20 protein-coding genes are annotated in these 23,131 nt (G+C 62.5%); 11 read left to right on the plus strand and 9 right to left on the minus strand.

Annotated elements, in window-relative coordinates:
• Positions 1-21 precede the first annotated feature (21 nt).
• From AC07WS_RS02135 to AC07WS_RS02150, 4 genes are read right to left on the minus strand one after another with little or no spacing between them, the layout of a single operon-like run.
• Positions 22-1,080: a branched-chain amino acid ABC transporter permease gene (locus tag AC07WS_RS02135; protein ID WP_494727499.1), complete on the minus strand. Its 1,059-nt coding sequence runs from the start codon at positions 1,078-1,080 to the stop codon at positions 22-24.
• A 9-nt stretch (positions 1,081-1,089) separates the two neighbouring features.
• A complete protein-coding gene (locus AC07WS_RS02140) occupies positions 1,090-1,986 on the minus strand; it encodes a branched-chain amino acid ABC transporter permease (protein ID WP_494728034.1) in 897 nt (298 codons plus the stop codon).
• A 2-nt stretch (positions 1,987-1,988) separates the two neighbouring features.
• A complete protein-coding gene (locus tag AC07WS_RS02145; protein WP_494727500.1) occupies positions 1,989-2,822 on the minus strand; it encodes an ABC transporter ATP-binding protein in 834 nt (277 codons plus the stop codon).
• Positions 2,823-2,836: 14 nt separating this feature from the next.
• Positions 2,837-4,783 (minus strand): AMP-binding protein, encoded by a 1,947-nt coding sequence (locus AC07WS_RS02150; protein WP_494728035.1) that lies wholly within the window; start codon positions 4,781-4,783, stop codon positions 2,837-2,839.
• A 139-nt stretch (positions 4,784-4,922) separates the two neighbouring features.
• Between AC07WS_RS02150 and AC07WS_RS02155 the strand changes: the two genes are divergently transcribed.
• The 7 genes from AC07WS_RS02155 (at position 4,923) to AC07WS_RS02185 (ending at position 11,326) form a co-directional block, all read left to right on the plus strand.
• Positions 4,923-5,612: a Crp/Fnr family transcriptional regulator gene (locus tag AC07WS_RS02155; protein WP_494727501.1), complete on the plus strand. Its 690-nt coding sequence runs from the start codon at positions 4,923-4,925 to the stop codon at positions 5,610-5,612.
• 844 nt (positions 5,613-6,456) lie between these two features.
• A complete protein-coding gene (locus AC07WS_RS02160) occupies positions 6,457-8,271 on the plus strand; it encodes an aminopeptidase P family protein (RefSeq protein ID WP_494727502.1) in 1,815 nt (604 codons plus the stop codon).
• Positions 8,268-8,525 (plus strand): hypothetical protein, encoded by a 258-nt coding sequence (locus AC07WS_RS02165; protein WP_494727503.1) that lies wholly within the window; start codon positions 8,268-8,270, stop codon positions 8,523-8,525. The genes AC07WS_RS02160 and AC07WS_RS02165 overlap by 4 nt, the downstream gene beginning before the upstream one ends.
• Before the next feature lie 25 nt (positions 8,526-8,550).
• A complete protein-coding gene (locus tag AC07WS_RS02170; protein ID WP_494727504.1) occupies positions 8,551-9,297 on the plus strand; it encodes an MgtC/SapB family protein in 747 nt (248 codons plus the stop codon).
• A 7-nt stretch (positions 9,298-9,304) separates the two neighbouring features.
• Positions 9,305-9,904 (plus strand): DUF924 family protein, encoded by a 600-nt coding sequence (locus AC07WS_RS02175; RefSeq protein WP_494727505.1) that lies wholly within the window; start codon positions 9,305-9,307, stop codon positions 9,902-9,904.
• The gene (locus tag AC07WS_RS02180) at positions 9,904-10,728 is read left to right on the plus strand and encodes a Rossmann-like and DUF2520 domain-containing protein (RefSeq protein ID WP_494727506.1); all 825 of its coding nucleotides are present in this window, start codon (positions 9,904-9,906) and stop codon (positions 10,726-10,728) included. The genes AC07WS_RS02175 and AC07WS_RS02180 overlap by 1 nt, the downstream gene beginning before the upstream one ends.
• Before the next feature lie 331 nt (positions 10,729-11,059).
• Entirely contained in the window at positions 11,060-11,326 is a 267-nt protein-coding gene (locus AC07WS_RS02185; protein WP_229213088.1) for a hypothetical protein, read from the plus strand.
• On the opposite strand, the gene AC07WS_RS02190 is transcribed toward AC07WS_RS02185, so the two are convergent.
• Positions 11,323-11,913: a molybdopterin-dependent oxidoreductase gene (locus AC07WS_RS02190; protein ID WP_494727507.1), complete on the minus strand. Its 591-nt coding sequence runs from the start codon at positions 11,911-11,913 to the stop codon at positions 11,323-11,325. The genes AC07WS_RS02185 and AC07WS_RS02190 overlap by 4 nt on opposite strands.
• 43 nt (positions 11,914-11,956) lie before the next feature.
• Here AC07WS_RS02190 and AC07WS_RS02195 point away from each other — a divergent pair, with 43 nt between their 5' ends.
• Together AC07WS_RS02195 and AC07WS_RS02200 are read left to right on the plus strand one after the other, a co-directional pair.
• Positions 11,957-12,562, plus strand: a complete 606-nt coding sequence (locus AC07WS_RS02195; protein ID WP_494727508.1) for an alpha-ketoglutarate-dependent dioxygenase AlkB family protein — start codon at positions 11,957-11,959, stop codon at positions 12,560-12,562.
• Between the two features lie 181 nt (positions 12,563-12,743).
• Positions 12,744-13,331 carry an outer membrane beta-barrel protein gene (locus tag AC07WS_RS02200; protein WP_494727509.1) on the plus strand — a complete coding sequence of 196 codons (588 nt, stop codon included), beginning with the start codon at positions 12,744-12,746 and terminating at the stop codon, positions 13,329-13,331.
• A 154-nt stretch (positions 13,332-13,485) separates the two neighbouring features.
• Here the strand turns inward: AC07WS_RS02200 and AC07WS_RS02205 are convergent, their stop codons facing one another.
• The 3 genes from AC07WS_RS02205 to rarD form a co-directional block, all read right to left on the minus strand.
• Positions 13,486-14,727: a DUF4062 domain-containing protein gene (locus AC07WS_RS02205; RefSeq protein ID WP_494727510.1), complete on the minus strand. Its 1,242-nt coding sequence runs from the start codon at positions 14,725-14,727 to the stop codon at positions 13,486-13,488.
• A 206-nt stretch (positions 14,728-14,933) separates the two neighbouring features.
• The gene (ettA, locus tag AC07WS_RS02210; RefSeq protein ID WP_494727511.1) at positions 14,934-16,601 is read right to left on the minus strand and encodes an energy-dependent translational throttle protein EttA; all 1,668 of its coding nucleotides are present in this window, start codon (positions 16,599-16,601) and stop codon (positions 14,934-14,936) included.
• 82 nt (positions 16,602-16,683) lie between these two features.
• A complete protein-coding gene (gene rarD, locus AC07WS_RS02215; RefSeq protein ID WP_494727512.1) occupies positions 16,684-17,559 on the minus strand; it encodes an EamA family transporter RarD in 876 nt (291 codons plus the stop codon).
• Positions 17,560-17,761: 202 nt separating this feature from the next.
• On the opposite strand from rarD, the gene AC07WS_RS02220 reads away from it, so the two are divergent.
• Both AC07WS_RS02220 and AC07WS_RS02225 read left to right on the plus strand, forming a co-directional pair.
• On the plus strand, positions 17,762-19,642 hold the full coding sequence (locus AC07WS_RS02220; protein WP_494727513.1) for a potassium transporter Kup: 1,881 nt from the start codon (positions 17,762-17,764) through the stop codon (positions 19,640-19,642).
• 117 nt (positions 19,643-19,759) lie between these two features.
• Positions 19,760-20,632 carry an FKBP-type peptidyl-prolyl cis-trans isomerase gene (locus AC07WS_RS02225; protein WP_494727514.1) on the plus strand — a complete coding sequence of 291 codons (873 nt, stop codon included), beginning with the start codon at positions 19,760-19,762 and terminating at the stop codon, positions 20,630-20,632.
• A 68-nt stretch (positions 20,633-20,700) separates the two neighbouring features.
• On the opposite strand, the gene AC07WS_RS02230 is transcribed toward AC07WS_RS02225, so the two are convergent.
• Positions 20,701-23,130, minus strand: a complete 2,430-nt coding sequence (locus tag AC07WS_RS02230; protein ID WP_494727515.1) for an ABC transporter permease — start codon at positions 23,128-23,130, stop codon at positions 20,701-20,703.
• Between the last annotated feature and the right edge of the window lies 1 nt (position 23,131).

Genomic DNA, 23,131 nt, shown 5'->3' on the forward strand with positions numbered 1-23,131 from the left:
CCAGGTTATTGTTGTTTGCGTTCAGTGCGGGAATGGCCACAGACGCAGTTTCTCTTTACCGATTTGCCATAAACGCGCCAGACCGTGGGGTTCCACGATCAGGAAAAAGATGATCAGGGCGCCGAACACCATCAGCTCCAGATTGGAGGCCACGCTGGTCGGCAGCGCCAGGCCGTGCGCGAAGATGTTCAGGAACACCGGCAGCAGCACAATGAAGGCCGCGCCGAGGAAGGAGCCGAGCACCGAACCGACGCCGCCGATGATCACCATGAACAGGATGCGGAACGACAGGTCGAGGTTGTAGGCTTCCGGCTCCACCGTGCCGAGGTAGGCGTACGCGTACAGCGCGCCGGCCACGCCGCAGTAGAAGGAGCTGACGGCGAAGGCCAGCAGCTTGGTGCGCATCAGGCGGAAGCCGATCACTTCGGCCGCCACGTCCATGTCGCGCACCGCCATCCACGAGCGGCCCACGTTGGAGCGGATCATGTTCTTGGCCAGCAGCGCCATCACGGCCACCACGCCCAGCACCAGCAGGTATTTGCGGCCCGGCGTGTCGAACTGGTAGCCGAGGATGGCCATCTTCTGCGCGGTGATCACGCCGGAGCTGCTGTAATTGGTCAGATAGGGGATCTTGGTGAGGCACCACACCACGAAGAACTGCGTGGCCAGCGTGGATGCGGCCAGGTAGAAGCCGCGTATCCGCAGCGACGGCAGGCCGAAGGCGATGCCGACCATCGCCGCGCTCAAGCCGCCCAGCACGAAGGCCAGCAGCACCGGCAGTCCGGGCAGGCGCGCCAGGAAGTTGTACGAGGCGAAGGCGCCGACCGCCATGAAGGCGGCGGTGCCCAGCGACAGCTGGCCCGCATAGCCGGTGAGGATGTTCAGTCCCAGCGCGGCCAGCGAGAAGATCAGGAAGGGGATCAGGATCGCCGACAAGGTGTACGGCGATGCGAACAGCGGCACCACCACGATCGCCACCACCAGCAACGCGAACAGCGCGATGCGGTCCTGCAGAATGGGGAAGATCTGGCTGTCGGCCTGATAGCTGGTTTTGAATTGTCCTGCTTCGCGATAGAGCATTGTGGCCTCTCAGATTCTGCGGATGATTTTTTCGCCGAACAGGCCTTCCGGCCGCACCAGCAGGAACAACAGCGCCAGCACATACGGGAACCAGCCTTCGATGCCGCCGCCGACCAGCGGGCCGATATACACCTCGGCCATTTTTTCGGAGGCGCCGATAATCAGGCCGCCGACGATCGCGCCCGGCATCGACGTGAAGCCGCCGAGGATCAGCACCGGCAGCGCCTTCAGCGCCACGAAGGTCAGCGCGAACTGCACGCCGTTGCGGGCGCCCCACAGCAGGCCGGCCACCAGCGCGACCAGGCCGGCCACCGCCCACAGCACCGCCCAGATGCGCTGCAGCGGAATGCCGACCGCCAGCGCGGCCTGGTGGTCGTCCGCCACCGCGCGCAAGGCGCGGCCTACCTTGGTCCTGGAGAACAGCAGGGCCAGCGACGTCACCAGCAGGCCGCAGACCGCTGCCGCCATGATGTCGAACTGCGAGACCAGGATGTTAAATTTGTTCATTAGGTACTCGGACGGCACGTCCTCGATCGGCAGTTCCAGCTTGTGCACCTGCGAGCCCCACATCAGCTGCGCCAGGCCTTCGATGAAGAAGGCCAGGCCGATGGTGGCCATGAACAGCGTGATCTCCGGCTGGTTCACCAGCGGCCGCAGCACCACGCGCTCGATCGCCATGCCGAGCAGGATCATGACCACGATGGTCAGCGGTATCGCCACCCACAGCGACACGCCGAACTTGTCGACGATGCCGACGCAGGTGAGCGCGGCGAAGAACACCATCGCGCCCTGGGCGAAGTTGAAGACACCGGAGGCCTTGTAGATCAGCACAAAGCCGATCGCCACCAGCGCGTACATCACGCCGGACAGCAGGCCGCCGATCAGCACCTCAAAGAAGAAGTTCACGTTCATTCGCAGGCCTTTCCGAGGTAGGCGTTGATCACGTCCTGGTTGCAGCGGATGTCGTCGGGCGTGCCGTCGCCGATTTTTTTGCCGTAGTCGAGCACCACCACCCGATCCGAGATGTCCATCACCACGCCCATGTCATGCTCGATCAGCACGATGGTGGTGCCGAATTGGTCGTTCACGTCGAGGATGAAGCGGCACATGTCCTGCTTCTCTTCCACGTTCATGCCGGCCATCGGTTCGTCCAGCAGCAGGATCTCCGGTTCGGCGGCCAGCGCCCGGCCCAGCTCCACGCGCTTTTGCAGGCCGTACGGCAGGCGGCCCACCGGCGTCTTGCGGATCGCCTGGATCTCCAGGAAGTCGATGATCTCCTCGGCCTTGACTCGGTGGGCGATTTCCTCGCGCCGGGCCGGGCCCCAGTACAGCGCCTGCATCAGGAAGTTGGACTTCATCTTCAGGTTACGGCCGGTCATGATGTTGTCGAGGACCGTCATGCCCTTGAACAGCGCGATATTCTGGAAGGTGCGGGCGATGCCGGATTTGGCGGCGGCGTGGCAGTCCATGTTCTTGCGGTGCTCGCCGCGGTAGATGATCTCCCCCTGCTGCGGGCGGTACACGCCGTTGATCACGTTGAGCATCGAGCTTTTGCCGGCGCCGTTCGGGCCGATGATGGCGCGGATCTCGTGCTGCTTCACGTCGAAGGAGATGTCGGTCAGCGCTTTCACGCCGCCGAACGACAGCGAGATGTTCTTCAGATCGAGGATCACCGGGCCGATCTTGCGGCGATCGGGATCGGCGTCGGCCCCGAAGTGGGTGTCAGGTTCGTTCATTTGCATGGTGGCTTCCTCTGTCATGCCGCTGCCTGGATGGCAGGGAAGGTCTTGCAGGACTCGATCTTCAGGTCCGCCGCCACTAGCCCTGTGCGACCGTCTTCGAACTTGACCTGCGTTTCGATGTACTGCGACGGCTTGCCGCTGTAGAGCGCATCGATCAGCACCGCGTACTTCTCGGCGATGAACTTGCGGCGTACCTTGCGGGTGCGGGTCAGCTCATCGTCGTCGGGATCGAGCTCCTTGTGCAGCACCAGATAGCGGTGAATCTGCGTGTCGCTCATCATCGGCTCGGCCGCCAGGTCGGCGTTGACCTGCTCGATGCAGTCGCGCACCAGGCCATACACCTGCGGGTGCGCGGCCAGGTCGGTGTAGCCGGAATAGGCGATGCTGCGGCGCTCCGCCCAGTTGCCCACGGCTTCCATGTCGATATTGATGAAGGCGCAGACCTCATCGCGCTTGTCGCCAAACACCACGGCCTCTTTGATGAAGGGGAAGAACTTGAGTTTGTTCTCCACGTAGTTGGGCGCGAAGATGGCGCCGCTGTTCATCTTGCCCACATCCGCCGCGCGGTCGATGATCTTCAGGTGGCCTTCGTGGTCGAACAGGCCGGCGTCGCCGGTGTGGAAGTAGCCTTCGGCGTCGATCGCTTCGCTGGTGGCGTCGGGACGTTTGTAATAACAGTCCATCAATGTTGGCGACCTGACCAGCACCTCGCCGTTGTCGGCCAGCTTGACCTCGACGCCGGGCGCCGGCAGGCCGACGCTGTCGAACTTGATCTGGCCGTCCGGCTGCAGGCAGATGTAGGCGCAGGTTTCGGTGGAGCCGTAGAACTGCTTCAGGTTGACGCCGATGGAGCGGTAAAAGCGGAACAGGTCCGGCCCGATCGCCGCGCCGGCCGTGTAGGCGACCCGCACGCGTGACATTCCGAGCACATTCTTCAGCGGGCCGTAGACCAGAACCTGACCTATCGCATAAGCGATGCGGTCGGACAGCGGCACCGGCTTGCCGTCCAGGATGGCCGCGCCGCAGCGGCGGGCCACCGCCATGAAGTGATGGAACATGCGGCGTTTGATGGCGCCTGCGTCCTCCATCCGTATCATCACGGTGGTGAGCATGTTTTCGAACACGCGCGGCGGGGCGAAGTAATAAGTAGGGCCGATTTCGCGCATGTCGGTCATCACGGTGTCGCCGGATTCGGGGCAGTTGACGGTGAAGCCGGCCGTCATCGCCTGCGCGAAGGAGAACAGGCAGTCGCCCACCCAGGCCATCGGCAGGTAGGACAGGATGTCCTCGGCGTCGGTGAGGTGCTCGAAACCGACGCCGCCGGTGCCGGCCGCGATCAGCGCGGAATGGGTCTGGCACACGCCTTTGGGCTTGCCGGTGGTGCCGGAGGTGTACAGGATGATGGCGTTGTCGCTGCCCTTGCCGGTTTTGACGGCGGTGTCGAACAAGCCGGGATTGGCTTTATCCCAGGCGCGGCCGATCTCCTGCAGGCGGGCGAAGGACAGCAGCCCTTTCTGGCGGTAATGGCGCATGCCGCGTTCGTCGTCGTAGGCCACGTGTTCGATGTGCGGGTACAGGCTTTGCAATTCCATCAACTTGTCGACCTGTTCCTGGTCTTCGACGATGGCGTAGCGGATCTCGGCGTTTTCCAGCACATAGGCCATGTCGGCGGCCGGAGCGTCCTGGTACAGCGGCACGGGCACGCCGCCCAGGCATTGCGCGGCCAGCATGGACCAGTACAGGCGGGGGCGGTTGTCGCCGATGATGGCCAGGTTCATGCCGCGCTGGAAGCCGATGGCGGCCAGGCCGCAGGCCAGCGCCCGTACCTCGTCGTTGACCTGGGCCCAGGTCCAGCTCTGCCAGATGCCCAGGTATTTTTCCCTGAAAGCGGGTTTCCCTGGGCGGAGCTGGCCATGTGCCAGCAGCCAGCGCGGGAACGTCTCGTTCTGTGTATGCACCAGTGTCTCCTGTTGCTATTTGCTCGTACTTGTTAAACTTCCGATACGGCAGCCTTTTTATGTGATGATATTAGCCTGCCGCCGACGGTCAGGTTGTCTTTTCGGCGACATTTGGCTGAACTTTCCATGGTGCGTTGCAATAATGCCTAGTCGACATCAAATTACCCTCAAAGAAGCGTTGCGCACGGCGATCTGGGCCCAGGGTTTGACGCCGGAACAAATGGCGCGCGTGGAGGCCGAGACCTTTGAAACTTTTGTTCCGAAGGGCGGTTATGTTTGCCGCAAGGGGGAAATGGTCGAGCATTGGCTGGGGATTATGGACGGCATGGTCAAGATGACCAATTTCTCGGCGGCGGGTAAAAGCGTGTCATTTACCGGCGTGCCTCCCGGCGGCTGGTTCGGCGAGGGTTCGGTTTTAAAGAAGGAAATACTTAAATACGATGCGATGGCTTTGCGCGATAGCCGAATTGCCCGCATGCCGATGTCGACTTTTCACTGGCTGTTGGAAACCAGTTTGCCATTCACGCGGTTTTTATTAATGCAGCTGAATGAGCGTCTGGGGCAGTTTATCGGCATGGTGGAGAATGACCGTTTATTAAATCCCGATACCCGCGTGGCGCGCTGCCTGGTTTCCATGTTTAATTCCCATCTTTATCCGGGATTGGAGAAACTGGTGCAGATATCGCAGGAGGAATTGGGCCTGCTGTCCGGCGCCTCGCGCCAGCGCGCCAATCAGGCGTTACAGCTGCTTGAGAAGCAAGGCTTATTAAGTCTTGATTATGGCGGCATCCGCATTCTCGATCTCGAAGGCCTGCGCCGCTACGAGGCCTGAGTTCCCCTTCCCGTCACTTTGAATTCCCGATCAGGGGATTTTTGCCCCTAAATCATGCTAATTCTTAGTGTGTTTGCGCTAGATTTCAGCATTTGAGCGGCGTCAGCGTAAGGCCTACCGCCAGCTGCCGGCTGCGTTGATGGGGAAAGTCGAGATATCGGCTAACGCAATGGATTTTGACGGGCTATTCCGCGAACAGTTATGCAGCATTGCGCTGCTTTTCCAGCCAGCGATCATGCATTTCCCAGCGAGGACGGCAAACGTCGTGCCATTGATGCGGACACTCTTCCACGACCCGTTAATATATGACTTAACGTAGAAGGCGCGACGCTTGGATTTGCGGCATAATGACGACCGTTGATTTTATGCAGTCGTAAATATATTTCCAGGATGAAGAGGATTATGCATTCCCATCAATGATAGTCAAGTGCGTAGGCGCAGTCATTGGGGAATTCAAATGTAATACGCCAGTTGCCACTGATAGCACTTTTAGCCATTTTCGCTTGTTTCGAAAAAACGGCGCAATCCTTTTTGCTGGAATGAGATGATCCTAATCACTAGGAACCTTGAAATACCGTCGTTCCCGCGCAGGCGGGAACCCATAGACCGCACACTCAGAGGCTCAGCATGGATTCCCGCCTGCGCGGGAATGACGATTTGGATGTTTTTTGAGGTGCCCAAAATGGTTTTCGGCGCGTTGCGGAAAAAGCTAAACAATTAAGGCATTTTGTGCGCTTGCCCATGTGATGGCAGATCAAGTTCGAAACCAAGCACCCAAGCAATCGCGGTATCATAGCGACAAGCTATGCCGCATCGGCGGCGCACCCGGAAATCGACTCATCCCATGCATACTCCAGAAACTTCCCCCGTCGTCGAGCGCCTGGCGCTGTTGCGCGCGGCAATGCGCCGCCAGCAGCTCGACGCGCTGATCGTACCGTCCGCCGACCCCCACCTGTCCGAATACCTGCCGGTTCGCTGGCAGGGCCGCGAGTGGCTGTCCGGTTTCACGGGTTCGGTCGGCACCTTCATCGTCACGTCGGAATTTGCCGGCGTCTGGACCGACGCCCGCTACTGGACCCAGGCGGAGCAGCAACTGGCCGGCACCGGCATCGCGCTGATGAAACTGACCTCCGGCGCCAGCGTCCAATACGTTGACTGGCTGGCAACCACCCTGCAAGCCGGCCAGACGGCGGCGGTCGACGGCGCGGTGCTCGGCCTGTCCATCGCCCGCCTGCTGGAACAGGCGCTGCTTGCCAAAAACGTCACGCTGCGCACCGACCTGGATCTGCTGGACGAGGTCTGGACCGGCCGCCCATCGCTGCCCGAGGCGCCCGTGTACGAGCACCTGCCGCCGTTCGCATCGCAGACCCGCGCCGAGAAACTTGTCAATTTGCGCACGACGATGCGGCAACTGGGCGCGCAGCACCACCTGATTTCGACGCTGGACGACATCGCCTACCTGTTCAACCTGCGCGGCGCCGACGTCAATTACAACCCGATCTTCCTGTCCCACGCGCTGGTCGGCCCGGCCCGCGCGACCTTGTTTGTCGCCGACGGCAAGGTCTCGTCCGCGCTGCGCGCCACGCTGGCGGCGGACGGCGTCAACGTCGCACCGTACGAATCGGCCGCCGCCGCGCTGGCCGCGCTGCCCGCCGACAGCACACTGCTGATCGATCCGCGCCGCGTCACCTACGGCACGCGCCAGTGGGTACCGGCCACGGTCAGGGTGATCGAGGCGATCAACCCGACCACCTTCGCCAAATCCAGGAAGAGCGAGGCCGATGCCGCCCATGTGCGCGCCGCCATGGAGCAGGACGGCGCGGCCCTGTGCGAATTCTTCAACTGGCTGGAACAGACGTTGGCCGATCCGCAGCGCCCTCCGCTGACCGAACTGGCCATCGACCGCGAGATCACGGCGGCCCGCGCGCGCCGTCCCGGCTTCGTCAGCCCGAGTTTTTCCACCATCGCCGGCTTCCGCTCCAACGGCGCGATCATGCATTACCGCGCCACCGAAGCCCAGCACTCCGTCATCGAAGGCGACGGCCTGCTGCTGATCGACTCCGGCGGCCAGTATTTGGGCGGCACCACCGACATCACCCGCGTGGTCGGCGTCGGCGCCATCACGGGCGAGCACAAACGCGATTTCACGCTGGTGCTCAAGGGCGTGATCGCCCTGTCCTCGGCGCGCTTCCCGCGCGGGACCAAATCGCCGATGCTCGACGCCATCGCCCGCGCGCCGCTGTGGGCCGAAGGGCTGGACTTCGGCCACGGCACCGGCCACGGCGTCGGCTACTTCCTCAACGTGCACGAAGGCCCGCAGTCGATTTCGCAATCGGCGATGCCGGAGCCGCACACCGCCATGGAACCAGGCATGATCACATCGATAGAACCGGGGCTGTACCGTCCCGGCCAGTGGGGCATCCGGATTGAAAACCTGGTGCTCAACCGCCCCGCGGGCCAGACCGAATTCGGCGAGTTCCTCGATTTCGAAACGCTGACCCTGTGCCCGATCGATACCCGCTGCATCGAGCCCTCGCTGCTGCGCGACGACGAGAAGCGCTGGCTCAACGACTACCACGCGACGGTGCGCAAGCGCCTGCGGCCGCTGTTGTCCGGCGACGCGCTGGCCTGGCTCGAAATCCGCACGGAGGCGCTATGAGCGGCCGCGCGACCAGGGCCACGACGGCCGTCGACCGCCTCAAGGTCCGCAGCGGCAACGCCAGGTATTCGATGTCGCGCACCGGCAGCGGCCATTTCTTCCTGACCGAAGGCCCGGGCCAGCCGCCGCTGTGCGCACCGCTGGAGCTGGACGACTTTGTCGCCTTCGTCAACGGCATCTCGCCGGCGGCGCCCAAGCGCGTCAGCAAGCTCGATGTCGCGTTTGAAAAGCAGCTCGTTAAAAAAGCGCCCTGAGCGCCACCACTGAAAGAGACCGAGCATGCCATCGATAGAGTTCCTGTTTGCCTACTGGTCTGCCCACGAAATCGCCACCAATGGCGTGATCCTGCTGAACCTGATCGGCGCGCTGCTGCTTGGCCTGATGGTCGGCTACGAGCGCTCCTACCACGGCCGCGCCGCCGGCATGCGCACCTACGGGCTGGTATGCATGGCCTCCGCCGCGCTGACGGTGATCGGCGGCTATCCCGCCGACTGGTTCGGCGGCCATGGCGGCCACACCATCCTGACTTCGGACCCGACCCGTGTCATACAAGGCATCGTCACCGGCATCGGCTTCCTCGGCGCCGGCGTCATCATGCGCGAGGGCTTCAACATCAGCGGCCTGACGACTGCGGCCTCGATCTGGGCCTCGTCGGTGATCGGCGTGATGGTCGGCATCGGCTTTTACATGGGCGCGATGGGCCTGGCGATCCTGAGCGCCGGCGCGATGGTCTTCCTGAGCAGGCTCGAAGCCTGGCTGCCGTCGCGGCATGCGATAGCGATCACCATGCGCTTCAAGGCGGGCTATATGCCGCAGGAGCCGGCGCTGCGCGCGCTGGCGCTGCAGCGCGGCTACGAAATCGCCAGCGGTACGCTGATGATAGGCAGCGACGGCGGCATGCAGGAATGGCGCTTCGTCGCCATCGCCCTGAGCAAGCGTAGCGGCGCGCCGATGTCGGTGCTGTCGGCCGAACTGGCGCAATTCGAGGGCATCCACAGCTTCCAGTTGTCGCATGCCCGTAACTGAACGCGATATGAACATGAACGAACAAGCCAGGGCAGTATTCGATTTCTGGTTCCAGCCCTCGGAAGGCCAGGCCGCCGATGCGCCGCGTCGCGAGTGGTTCCAGAAGAACGACGATTTCGACCGCGAGATCGCCCGCCGTTTCGGCGCGCTGATCGAGCAGGCGCTGGCCTGCGGCCTGCGGCACTGGGATGCGGAAGGTCCGCAGTCGGCGCTGGCGCGCATCCTGGTGCTGGACCAGTTCTGCCGCAACGTCCATCGTGGCACGCCGCTGGCCTTTGCCGGCGACCCGCAGGCTTTGCAGGCGGCGCTGGCAATGGTCGACGCGCAGCAGGACCTGGCGCTGCCGCCTTTGCAGCGGGGCTTTGTCTATTTGCCGTTCGAGCATGCGGAGGATATGGCGATGCAGGAGCGGGCCGTGGCCCTGTTCGAGCGCATGCACGATGCGGCGCCTGCCGCGCAGGGCGTCGCCGGCATGCTCGATTTCGCGCGGCGCCACCGCGAGGTCGTCAAGCGCTTCGGCCGCTTCCCGCACCGTAACGCCATCCTCGGCCGCCCGTCGACGCTGGAAGAACAGGCGTTCCTGCAGCAGCCGGGGTCCGGTTTCTGATGGCCGCCCTGAATCTGATCGGCGCCGGCCACGTCGGCCGCGTGCTCGGGCGCTTGCTGGCGGCGCACGGCGGCTTCCGTGTGCAACAGGTGCTGACGCGATCCGCCGCTTCGGCGCGAGCCGCCGTGGACTTTATCGGCAGCGGCGCGGCAGTGGAGCGCTACGATCAATTGCAGCCGGCCGACCTGCATGTGCTGGCGGTCGGCGACGACCAGATCGCGAGCGCCTGCGCCGCGCTGGCGCAGGCCGTGCCGCTGCGGGGCAGCATCGTGTTCCATTGCAGCGGCGCGCTGGCGTCCGGCCAGTTGCAGGCGGCGCGCGACGCGGGCGCGCTGGTCGCCAGCGTCCATCCGATCCGCAGCTTTGCCGATCCGGCGGCGGTGGCTGCCCAATTTGCGGGCACCTTCTGCGGCATCGAGGGCGACGCCGACGCGCTGGCCGTGCTCGCGCCGGCCCTGCGGGCGATAGGCGCGCAACCCGTGCCCATCGACGCCTCGGCCAAGACCGTGTACCACGCGGCCGCCGTCTTCGCCAGCAACTACCTGGTGACGGTGCTGGACGCCGCGCTGCGCGCCTACATGGCGGCCGGCATCCCGGAACCGGTGGCGCGCCAGATGGCGCAGCCGCTGGCCGCCGAATCGATGGCCAATGTGTTCCGCCTCGGCGCCGCCGCCGCGCTCAGCGGCCCGATCGCGCGCGGCGACATGGATACTGTGGAACGTCAACAACGGGCGGTCAGCCAGTGGGATGCGCCCACCGGCGATCTTTACCGGGCGCTGGTGGCGCCCACCGCCGATCTGGCGCGCCGCAAGCGGCAGAAATAGCCGGCCGTGGCCGCAACGGCTCTTATCTCCTTGCAAATTACTACTTAACAACTATATTTTAACTAGGTGTATGCTTGAAACGGCGCTGGGCGTTGCAGTTTTATTGGTACGAATTCACAAATAAGTGGTGGGATTAGTCGACAAACCTCGGAATTAGCAATAAGCTTGTTTCTTGGAATGTTTTCTTGAAGAATCTAGCACTGAGCCGGCGCACCAATAGGATAGGGGTAAGAACATGTTATTTCTGAAGAGTACGACCGTCACGAAAGCGCCAGGGATTTACGACGTAGATATCGCCGCTAAACCACCCGGCAAAACCTTTGGCGTGTTTATGGCCACCGATCCAGACAATCCACCGGCCGAAGTGCTGGCGGCGCTGGCGGCGATGGGTTTCAAGAACACCTACAGCGGCGGCTACACCCACAAGGACCGCGGCAAGGTGCTGGACCTGCACTTCCAGAAAGACGGCACCGACTTGTTCCAGGGCTGGAAAGCCGAAGAGATGGAAGCCAACATGGCCGCCATCACGGCGCTGTTCAGCGGCATCGGCATCACCATCGCGCCGCGCGTGATGACTCTGGCCGAGGCCTACGCTTAAACCTGCACGTCGATGTGATACAAAGCCCACGGGCAGGAACCGAACCGCTCCGCGAGCGGTTTGGCCGCCATCTCGGGGACTTTGTCGGCATCGTAGACCGCCCATAGCGGTCCCAGCCCGCCCAGCGCCATCGGCGCGCCATCCAGATGGGTGGCGACGATGTAGCGCTGCGCGCGCGCCTGCGCGACCGTGACCACGGCGGCATAGCCATCCACCGCACGCAACACCAGCTTGCCGGCGTCGCCCAGCGACGCGCCGGCCGCATGCATCACATCCAGCAGCAACGGGCCGCGCAGCGTGTGGACCTTGCCGTCGTATTCCAAGGTCGGCCGGATGGTGATGGCCGGCAGCGCGGCCAGCGCCGCGAAGTCGAAGGCATGCGCCTTGTCGAAGCTGATTTTTTGCTTGTGCATCATCTGGTCCCGCACCGGATCGAAGCGGCCTCGGTTGACCTTGCCGACCGCGCCGGTGACGGTCAGCAGCGCAGGGCCGGCGCTGTTCGCGGCGGCTGCCGCTTGCGACGCGGGCAGGGCGGCGGCGGCCATGCCGGCGAGCGCGGCGCGGCCAAGGAACTGGCGTTTTTTCATGCGGAATACTCCTGGCTGACGTAGTGCCGGTATGATACCGCGCATGGACTTATTTGCCGACGACAGCGCCCTGGCGCCCATCCCGATCGAGGATGGCGAACTGTGGTTCCAGCAGCGGCTGGCGCTGGACCTGGCGCCGCACGAGGCCATGCAGCGCCTGCTCGACGAAACCGATTGGCGCGCGGAACAGATCCAGGTCTGGGGCAAGCTGCACATGCAGCCGCGCCTGAGCGCCTGGCATGGCGAGGCCAGCTACCGCTATTCCGGCAAGACTTTCCATCCGCTGCCGTTCACGCCCTTGCAGCTGCACATCAAACAGGCAGTGGAACAGGCCACCGGCCGCCACTTCAACAGCGTGCTGCTGAACTACTACCGCGACGAACGCGACAGCATGGGCTTCCACGCCGACGACGAGCGCGAGCTGGGGCCGCAGCCGGCCATCGCCTCGGTCAGTTTCGGCGCGCCGCGCACCTTCATCCTCAAGCACCGGACGTTGCCGAAAACCGTCAAGCTGGCGCTGGGCGACGGTTGCCTGCTGCTGATGGCGGGCAGCCTGCAGCAGCACTGGCTGCACGGCATCAACAAGGAACGCAGCGCGCGCGGGCCGCGCATCAATCTCACTTTCCGCAACATTCTGCGCGTACCTTAAGCCGCTCTTAAGTTTGGCGGAAGTCGATTTAAGCCATCCATAATTTGGCTTACATCCTGTCACACTTCTTACTAAATCGGTGCGGACGTGGGTTGGCATGAGTGCTATCTTGGTTCCATCGCAATTCAGAGAACTGCGATCCCAAGCAAGTCCAACACTCACTGCTGAAAGATCCAAGACCATGAAAAAAATTCTGTTCGCATTAGTTGCTTCCGCTGCCGCCCTGGCCGGCACCTCCGCTTACGCCGCCGATGACGCGGGCACCGCCTACATCGGCGCCGGCGTCGTGGGCAGCCACTACAAGTTCGACGTGCCCGGCGCGACCAGCACCTCCGACCGCAGCGGCGACAAGGCCACCGGTAAAATCTTCGGCGGCTACAACTTCGACAAGACCTGGGCGATTGAAGGCGGTTACACCGACTTCGGCAAGAAAGGTTACGACTACACCGTGGGCGGCGCGCCAGGCCACGTGCAGACCAAGGCAGACTCGCTGTATATCGCCGGCAAGGGGACGTACACCGTGAATGACCAGGTCGCCCTGTTCGGCAAGCTGGGCGTGGCACGCAACCACAACGACGTCACCACCACCGGCATCGCCTCCGTCACGGGCGACAGCAACAAGACCGCGCTGTACGGCTCGGTAGGCGCCGAGTACGCGATCAACAAGAACGTGAAAGTCTCGCTGGAGTATGAAAACTACGGCAAGAACAACATCGATCTGGGCCGCAAAAACAGCGCCATCACCGCCGGCGTGCGCTACAACTTCTAAGTGCAGACTAATGGAAATTTAGTAGTTTAAGGCATCTCGAAAACCCGCTGTTTCTCTACTGGAGGGAACGACGGGTATTTCAGAGTTCTTTGAATCTATTGAGGGCCGGTTCTGCTGGTTCCGGCCCTTTTCTTTTGGTGAGAAATAAAGGAAATTATTGAATAATAATTTTCTTATGCCTACGCCAGTGTTTAATTGCGTTGAGCGATCCCTTATCTTTAAGTTTGGTAAAGATGTCCAGTGCTGTTTTAGCGTGAACTATTGCTTTATCCGGCGATCCAAGATTAGCTAAAATTTTTGCCAGTTTGAAATTTAAATCAGCTATATTCTGAGAATTTCCATGAATTTTTGACAACTCCAGGGCTAGCTCATATTCTTTTTTTGCCTCTTCAGTATTGTCTAATTGATTTAAGACATCACCTAACCAAATATGCGCAAGCATTTCGGTGAGGCCATTTCCTGACTTTTCCCCCAGTTCTACCGCCAATTCAAGAAACTTCTTCGCATCGTGTGGTTTGCCGTCATGGCGATGTATCCCAGCAATCCTGGCAATTGCAGTTGATGCCCAAGACCATTCATTCCCTGCGATAGCCAAACGGTACATCTCTTCATAAACCGCGAGTGCATCAGACCAACGTTCGGCTTTAATCAAAAATAGCGCATATACGTGAAAAGACTGAAGACTTTTTCGCTCAGCTACATCCTTAACCAGTTGTCCTTCCGCCTCTGTAAAATTTCCTTTCTCATAAATAGCTTCTATTTTTGCTAAGGCAGGATCATCTTTTGTACTCGTTAGGTTGCCATTACTGGTCGGGCTTTTCGTGGGTTCCGCCGCAGTTGCGGGTGATGCCTCGTTCGTCGTTTCGTGGTCGCGAGTCCACTTTGCAAGATGCTTTCTGATTTTTGCAGTAAAAGAATCAGTTGTATCAAAGGTCTCATAAAGAAGGGCTCGTTCTCCTTCGAGCTCCTTTTTAAAATCCAAAACCTTTGTCAATTGAGGGCCAGGATCGCTAAGTTGCCTTTGATCTACCGCTTTAAATAAAACTGCAATGTCCCGCATCGGATATTTGGGGTCCTTTAAAAGCCTCCGTGCCAGTCTATATTCCTCTTCAGTACCTGAGGTATACCCTTCTGAGGATCCTGTAGGCGATCCCCATCTATCCCGCAGCATCAAGACAAAAAGATCACATTCTTCTAATTCTTTGTTAATTTTTTCTTGTGGTCGTCCCATTCCTGCAAGAGTGAACTCCCAACCGACGGCTTCAAAATGACAATGACGTGCAAGTGCATCAGTATTATTATGCGAGATTACTGCGTCGCGAAAAGCCGCTCGCTCTGTCTCCAGTCCGCCAGGGCTCGCAATAAAAACCCTGTAGCTAGTTATTTGTTTTGCCATTGTCGTATTTCTATCTCAGGTAGTTAACAACTAAAATAGTTAAGTATTGATTCGTTTATTTAGGTGACGTCACGAATAGAGGATATTTTCACCGCAGAGAGGTGATTAAATAAGTGCTCATTCAGGAGAAGGTCGGCGACTGGTGACGCAAAATAAAACCTCAAAAACTGTTGTTGGTTTTGAGGTTTTATTTTGGTATGACGGGGTTACGTTGTCAGTGGCTTGTAGCGGATGCGCTTAGGCTTCGCGCCTTCCTCGCCCAGGCGTTTCTTCTTGTCGGCTTCGTATTCCTGATAGTTACCGTCGAAGAAGGTGACCTGCGAGTTGCCTTCGAACGCCAGGATGTGGGTGGCGATACGGTCCAGGAACCAGCGATCGTGCGAGATCACCAGCACGGAACCGGCGAACTCCAGCAGTGCATCTTCCAGCGCGCGCAGGGTTTCCACGTCCAGATCGTTCGACGGTTCATCCAGCAGCAGCACGTTGCCGCCCTTGAGCAGCGTCTTGGCCAGGTGCAGGCGGCCGCGCTCACCGCCGGACAGGTTGCCGACCACCTTCTGCTGGTCCGAACCCTTGAAGTTGAAGCGGCCCAGGTAGGCGCGCGACGGCATGTCGAAGCGACCAACGCTGAGCATGTCGGCGCCGCCGGACACGTCCTCGAACACGGTCTTGCTGTCGCTCAGCGTATCGCGGCTCTGGTCCACCAGCGAGATGCGGGCGGTCTGGCCGATCACCACTTCGCCGCTGTCCGGCTTGTCAAGGCCGGCGATCATCTTGAACAGGGTCGACTTACCGGCGCCGTTCGGGCCGATGATGCCGACGATGGCGCCCGGCGGAATGGTGAACGACACGTTGTCGATCAGCAGGCGGTCGCCGAAGGCCTTCGACACGTTCTTGAACTCGATCACTTCGTTGCCCAGACGCTCGGCCACAGGGATGAAGATCTCCTGGGTCTCGTTGCGCTTCTGGTATTCGTACTCGCTCAGCTCGTTGAAGCGGGCCAGGCGGGCCTTGGACTTGGCCTGGCGTGCCTTCGGGTTCTGGCGCGACCACTCCAGTTCCTTGGCCAGCGCCTTCTGGCGCGCCGATTCGGTGGCTTCTTCCTGTTTCAGGCGGTTGGCCTTCTGGTCCAGCCACGACGAGTAGTTGCCCTTCCATGGAATGCCATGGCCGCGGTCCAGTTCCAGAATCCACTCGGCGGCGTTGTCGAGGAAGTAGCGATCGTGGGTGATGCCGACCACGGTGCCCGGGAAGCGCAACAGGAACTGCTCCAGCCATTCGACCGACTCGGCGTCCAGGTGGTTGGTCGGTTCGTCGAGCAGCAGCATGTCCGGCTTGGACAGCAGCAGCTTGCACAGCGCCACGCGGCGCTTCTCGCCGCCGGACAGCACGCCGATCTTGGCGTCCCAGGGCGGCAGGCGCAGCGCGTCGGCGGCCATCTCCAGTTGCAGGTTCAGGTTGCCGCCGTCGGAGGTCGAGATGATCGCTTCCAGACGGGCCTGCTCGGTGGCCAGCGCGTCGAAGTCGGCGTCTTCCTCGGCGTAGGCGGCGTACACGGCCTCCAGCTTGGCTTGCGCCTCGAACACTTCGCCCAGGCCGGACTCGACTTCCTGGCGCACGGTTTTTTCAGGATCGAGCTGCGGTTCCTGCGGCAGGTAGCCGATGTTCAGGCCCGGCATCGGCACGGCTTCGCCCTGGATGTCGGTGTCGATGCCTGCCATAATTTTCAGCAAGGTCGACTTACCGGAGCCGTTCAGGCCCAGCACGCCGATCTTTGCGCCTGGGAAGAAGGACAGCGAAATATCCTTCAGAATCTGGCGCTTGGGCGGGACGATTTTGCCCACGCGGTTCATGGTATAGACGTAATTTGCCATTGAGAATCTCAGTCAGAATTTTTTAATTGCGTACAAATGCAAGGAAGGACGACAGGATACGATAAATCCCGCCGCCCGCCCACTATTTAGCGCGCCGGCCGGCCCACAGCCCCTCGGCCACGTACAGCGCCAGCGCGGCCCAGATGATGACAAAGCCGATCAGCCGCGCCGCCGGGAAGGTCTCGTGGAACACCCACACACCCAGCAGCGCCTGCATGCTCGGCGACAGGTATTGCAGCAGGCCCAGCACCGACATCGGGATCTTGCGCGCGCCGGCCGCGAACATCACCAGCGGAATCGCGGTGATCGGCCCGGCCGCCGCCAGCAGCCAGCGGGTGCTGTTGTACGGCGTGTTGAGGAAGGTGTTCTGGCCGTGCGCGGTCAGCCACAGCACATAGGCCAGCGCCAGCGGGAACAGCAGCAGGGTCTCCAGCGACAGGCCCTCCAGCGCGGCCAGTGCTGCGGTCTTGCGCAGCAGGCCGTAGCCGCCGAAGGTCAGGCCCAGGATCAGCGCGATCCACGGCAGCTGGCCGGCCGACCAGGTCAGCCACAGCACCCCGCTGGCCGCCACGCCGATGGCGATCCACTGGCCGCGGCGCAGCTTTTCCTTCAGCACCAGCAAGCCCAGCAGCACATTGATCAGCGGATTGATGAAGTAGCCCAGGCTGGCGTCGATGACATGGCCGTTGTTGACCGACCAGATGTAGACGAACCAGTTGGCCGTCAGCAGCACCGCCGAGGCCACGAAGCTGGCCAGCACGCGCGGCTGGCGCCACACCTGCGGCAGCCACTTCCATTGCTGGCGGGCGGTCAGCACCAGGCCCAGGAACAACAGCGACCACAGCATGCGGTGCGCCAGGATCTCCATCGCCGGCACCTCGCCGATGGCGTGGAAGTACAGCGGGAACAAGCCCCAGCAAAAGAACGCGAATGTGGCGTAAATAATACCAATGTTCATGGGGCGGGACGGCGGGTCGGAGGCAGGGTCTGCCATTATCGCCGATCTGGCGCACGGCCGCTTCCGGCCTCGCGCTTCGGCCCGCACCAGCGTACACTGGCGATATTGAATTTTTGGAACGCCCTTCCATGCGAAAATCTCCTTGCCTTTTGCAAATACTTATCCTATTGTGCAATGCACCAAAACAACAACAGGTGCAATCTTGACCGAGCAACATAAGAAAAGCAGCCTCGTCGCCCTGACGCTGGCGGCGGTAGGCATCGTCTACGGCGACATCGGTACCAGTCCCCTCTACACCCTCAAAACCATCTTCGATCCCGAACACGGCCTGGCCCTGAACGGGAACAACCTGCTGGGCATTATTTCGCTCATCTTCTGGGGCTTGACGATGATCGTCTCGCTCAAATACGTCAGCCTGGTGCTGCGCGCCGACAACCGCGGCGAGGGCGGCATCATGGCGCTGATGGCGCTGGCGCTCAATTCCGTGACCAAGACCGCGCCGCGCTGGCACTATCCGTTGATGCTGCTGGGCGTGATCGGCGCCACCATGTTCTACGGCGACAGCGTGATCACGCCGGCCATCTCGGTGCTCAGCGCGATCGAGGGTCTGGAAGTGGCCACGCCGGGGCTGGAGCAGTACATCGTGCCGCTGACCATCATCGTGCTGGTCTCGCTGTACGCGGTGCAGCGCCATGGCACGGCCGGCATCGGGCGCTGGTTCGGCCCGGTGATGCTGGTGTGGTTTGCCGCGCTGGCGGTCATGGGCGTGATCAACATCGTGCAGGCGCCGCAGATCCTGTGGGCGCTCAATCCGCTGCACGCGCTGCGCTTCATGTTTGAAAACCGCATGATCGCCTTCGTCGCGCTGGGTGCCGTGGTGCTGGCCTTCACCGGCGCCGAGGCGCTGTACGCCGACATGGGCCACTTCGGCGCGCGGCCGATCCGGGTCGCGTGGTTCATGATCGTGTTCCCGTCGCTGGCGGTGAACTACCTGGGCCAGGGCGCGCTGCTGTTGGCCCATCCCGAGGCGATCGCCAATCCCTTCTTCCAGCAGCTCGGCGCCTGGAGCGTCTACCCGCTGGTGGCGCTGTCCACGGTGGCGACGGTGATCGCCTCGCAGGCCACCATCTCCGGCACCTTCTCGATGACCAAGCAGGCCATCGCCCTGGGCCTGCTGCCGCGAATGCGCGTGCTGCACACCTCGGCCACCGAGATCGGCCAGATCTACATCCCCATCGTCAACTGGCTGCAGCTGTCGGTGGTGCTGATGGCGGTGGTCGGATTCGGCTCGTCGGAAAAGCTGGCCGGCGCCTACGGCATCGCGGTTACGGCCACCATGCTGGCGACCACCTTCCTGACTTTCTTCGTGATCCGCTACCGCTGGCACCTGCCGCTGTGGCTGTGCTTTGCCGCCACCGGCTTCTTCATCGTGATCGACCTGCTGCTGTTCTCGGCCAGCTCGCTCAAGCTGTTCCACGGCGGCTGGTTCCCGCTGCTGCTGGCGATCATCCTGTTCACGGTGATGCTGACCTGGAAGCGCGGCCGCGAGCTGGTGTTCCAGAATCTGCAGAAGCATGCGATTCCGCTGGAAGACTTCCTGGCCTCGCTGTTCGTGGCGCCGCCGACGCGCGTGTACGGCACCGCCATCTTCCTGCGCGGCGAGAGCGACGGCGTGCCGCACGCGCTGCTGCACAACCTGTCGCACAACAAGGTGCTGCATGAGCGCGTGGTGTTCTTCACGGTGCACGTGGTGGAGGAGCCGTTCGTGCCGCCGGCCGAGCAGGTGAAGGTGACGGACCTGGGCCACCAGTGCTACCAGGTGAACGTGCACTACGGCTTCAAGGACGAACCGGACATCCCGAAAGCGCTGGCGCAGTGCGACTGCCTTGGCCTGCCGTTCGAGATGATGGAGACCTCGTTCTTCATCGCCCGCCAGACGGTCATCTCGACCCCCGGCGCCGGCATGTCGACCTGGCGCGAGCACCTGTTCGTGACCATGTCGCGCAACGCCCGCGGCGCCGCCGACTACTACCAGATTCCCACCAACCGCGTGATCGAACTTGGCACGCAAGTGGAAATTTAAACACGTCCCCGGCGCTAAATGATGTAACCGAATGTAGCGCCCGGAGCGGAAGCGGCATGGTCTGCTAAACTTCTGCTCCGAAAGTGGGATCAATACGAACACTCATCAAAGGTAATCATGAAATCGATGTTTCAATATATTGCGGCCGTTGCCTGCGCGGCGGCCTTGACCGCCTGCGGCGGCGGCGCGAAAACCCCGACGGCAGTGGTGGTGCCGCAGCCGGCGTTCAAATTGACCGATACCGTGGTCGGTACCGGCGCCGTGGCGGAATCGGGCAATCTGGTGGTGATCAACTTCACCGGCTACCTGTACGACTCGACCAAGCCTGATTTCAAGGGCCAAAAACTGGAAAGCTCGGTCGATACCGGCAAGCCTGCAACGCCGTTCACCGTGGGCGTCGGCGCCGTGCCGACGGGCTGGGACCAGTCCATCCTCGGCGTATCGCCTATCGCTGCCATGAAAGTCGGCGGCAAGCGCACCGCGATCCTGCCAGCCAACCTGGCGTATGGCGCCGCCACGCGCGACGCGCCGACTCCTAACCCGTACGGCTACGCGGCGCTGACCGCCAATGCGCCGCTGATCTACGATTTTGAACTGGTCGACGTCGTCAAGAGCACCCCGATCGTCCCTATTGACCCGCCGAAGTCGTTGCAAAAGATCGACAACGTTGTCGGCACCGGCACTGTCGCCGCCACCGGCAAGACCGTCACCGTGCGCTACACCGGTTGGGTGTATGACGGCACCCGCGCAGACTTGAAAGGCCCGCAATTCGATTCCAACGTGTCTGCCGCCGCTCCACTGTCGGTGGTTCTGGGCGGTGGCGGTGTCATTCAGGGTTTCAACGACGGCATTCTCGGTATGGCCGTTGGTGGAACGCGAACCGTGACCATCCCGCCTGACCAGGCATACGGCGCGAATGGCAACAGCACCGGCACCATTAAAGGCAATTCGACGCTGATCTTCCAGATACAACTCATCTCGGTCAACTAAGCCGATTGGGAAAAAAATAAAGGCCGGGCCCTTGTTGAGGGACCCGGCCTTTTTCATTGTGGGCCAGCCTAATCGCGCAGCGCCTGCGCCGGCGCGATGCGCATCGCGGCGACGGTGTGGCGGATGGTGGCCATCGCCACGATCAGCAGCGTGAATGCCAGCGTCGCCGCAGGCGCCCAACCGCCCAGCGGCGTGCGCTCGGTGTAGCCCGCCAGATAACGTTCGATGGCCAGCCAGGCCAACGGCAATCCGACCGTGGCGGCGGCCGCCGTCAGCAGCAGGAATTCGCGGCTGACCAGCACCGCGATCGCGTCGCGGCCGGCGCCGTGCAGCTTGCGCAGCACGATCTCGCGCGCGCGCCGCTGCACGCTGTGCGCCGCCAGAACATAAATGCCGAAAGCCGCCAGCGCGAACACCACTGCCGTGGCGCAGGCCAGCAGCCTGGCCATCCGCACGTCGTCTACATAGGCTTGCGCGTAGTAGCTGGCGGCCGCGCGTATCACCGGTTCGCTGGCGGGGAAGTAACGGCTCCAGGTTGCGGCGATGTCCCGTTCCAGCGCCGCCCGGCTGCGCGCATCCGGCGCGGCGCGCATGCGCACCGTCAGCAGCTGGTTGTCGTGGGCGATCTGGTACAGGGTAGGGCGCACCGGGTCGCGCAGCGTCTCCCAGCGCGGATCGGGCGCCACACCGACGATGCGGAACTGCGTGCCGTCGATGCGTTGCCCCAGCGCCTGCTGCGTGGACGGCCAGCCCAGCGCAAGTACCGCCGTCTGGTTGATCACGACGTTTTGCTCGCCGTCGCCGGTGGGGCCTTCGATGCGTGGATCGAACAAGCGTCCGGCCAGTGCCTTCAGGCCGTAGACGTTGAAGAAGTCTGGCCCGACGAAATGAATCGACAGCGATGTGCTACTGCCGTCCACGCGCAGGAACGTGCCGCTGCCGTGGGTGCCGGTCATGTCGTCGCGGCCCGGCACGTCGCGGCTGTCGGCCACGCCAGCAACGCCGGGCAGTTGCGCGATGGCGTCGCGCAGCGAGCGGGCGGCGGCGCTGTCGCGCAGGTTGTCCTTCATCTCCACCACCAGCAGCGGCGCGGGATCGAAGCCCGGCGGCGCGGCGGCGGCGAACTGCGTTTGCCACAGTATCGCCAGCGCCACGCTGCCCATGCACATGGCGGCGCTGAATTGCACCGTTGTCAGTACGCGCCGCAGCCACACGCCGCCGGCGGTTTCGCCGCTGCGATGCGCCAGCGTGGCATTCATGTCGATGCCGCGCGCCAGCCAGCCCGGATAGACGCCGGCCGCCGCGCCGACCAGGGCGCCGAACAGCAGGCACACCCCGACCGCCGCCGGCGTGAACACGCCGTCCAGCGGGCGCTCCAGCAGGTCGGAAGCCAGCGGCAGCAGCAGCCACGCCAGCAGCACGCCCAGCGCGGCGGCGGCCGTGGACAGCAGCATCGATTCGGCCATGAACTGGGTCAGCAGCTGATGCGTGCTGGCGCCCAACACGCGGCGCATGGCGATCTCGCGCTGGCGGCGCAAGGTGCGCACCGTCGCCAGGTTGACGTAGTTGACCACCGCGAGCAGCAGTATCAGCAGGCCGGTGGCGCCGAGCGCCAGCACCACGCGCAGGTCGCCGCGCGGGCCGGTGCCCATGGTGTTGGCGACGCTGCGGTCGAAGTAGGCGTCGGCCAGCGGGCCGAGGGCGATGTCGACCATCTTGCGCTGGCCCAGCGCCGCCTTCATTTCCGGCGTCGCCAGGTTGGCCCACGGCGCGTGGTCGATCGCATCCTGCAGCACCCGCTGCAAGGCTTGCGGGCTGACGCCGGGACCTGTCTTGACGTAGATTCGGCCGCCGATGCCCATCCAGTTGGACAGCGCATCCTGTCGCTCCTTCTCCGGCCACAGCGCGCTCCCCACGCCGACCAGCGCGTTGAATTGCAGCGTGCTGTTGGACGGCCGATCCGTCAGTACGGCGCGCACTTGCAGCATCTGGCGATTGATCTCGATGGTGCGTCCCAATGCCTGCGTGGTGCCGAACAGGCGCAGCGCGGTCTGCTGCGTCACGGCCAGGCCGTCGGGCCGAGCCAGTGCGGCGCGCAGGTCGCCTTCCAGCGCGGGCAGGCCGCTGATGGACTGGAAGGCAGGATCGACCGCCGTCACTTCAAGTTCCTGCGCGCGTCCTTGCAGTTGCAGCGTGGTTCGACGCGGCCACCAGGCGCTGGCTTCCAGCGGAAGTCCGCTGCGCAGCGCCACCTCGCGCAGCGCGAACGGCGTGTACTCCATCCACTGAGGCTGCGGGATGAAGTTCAGCCGGTGCTTGATGACGAACACGCGTTCGCGCTGTGGCACGTCGTTGTCGTAGCTGAAGGAGTACGCTACAAACCCCAGCAGCAGGAAGCAGACGGCGAAGCCGGTCGCCAGTCCGAGTATCTCCACGGCCGATTGCAGCGGGTGGCGCAGCAGCAGGCGCCAGCCGATGCGGAAGTCGCTTGGTTTCATG

It is taken from the genome of Duganella sp. GW821-FHT01E12 (assembly GCF_059422325.1).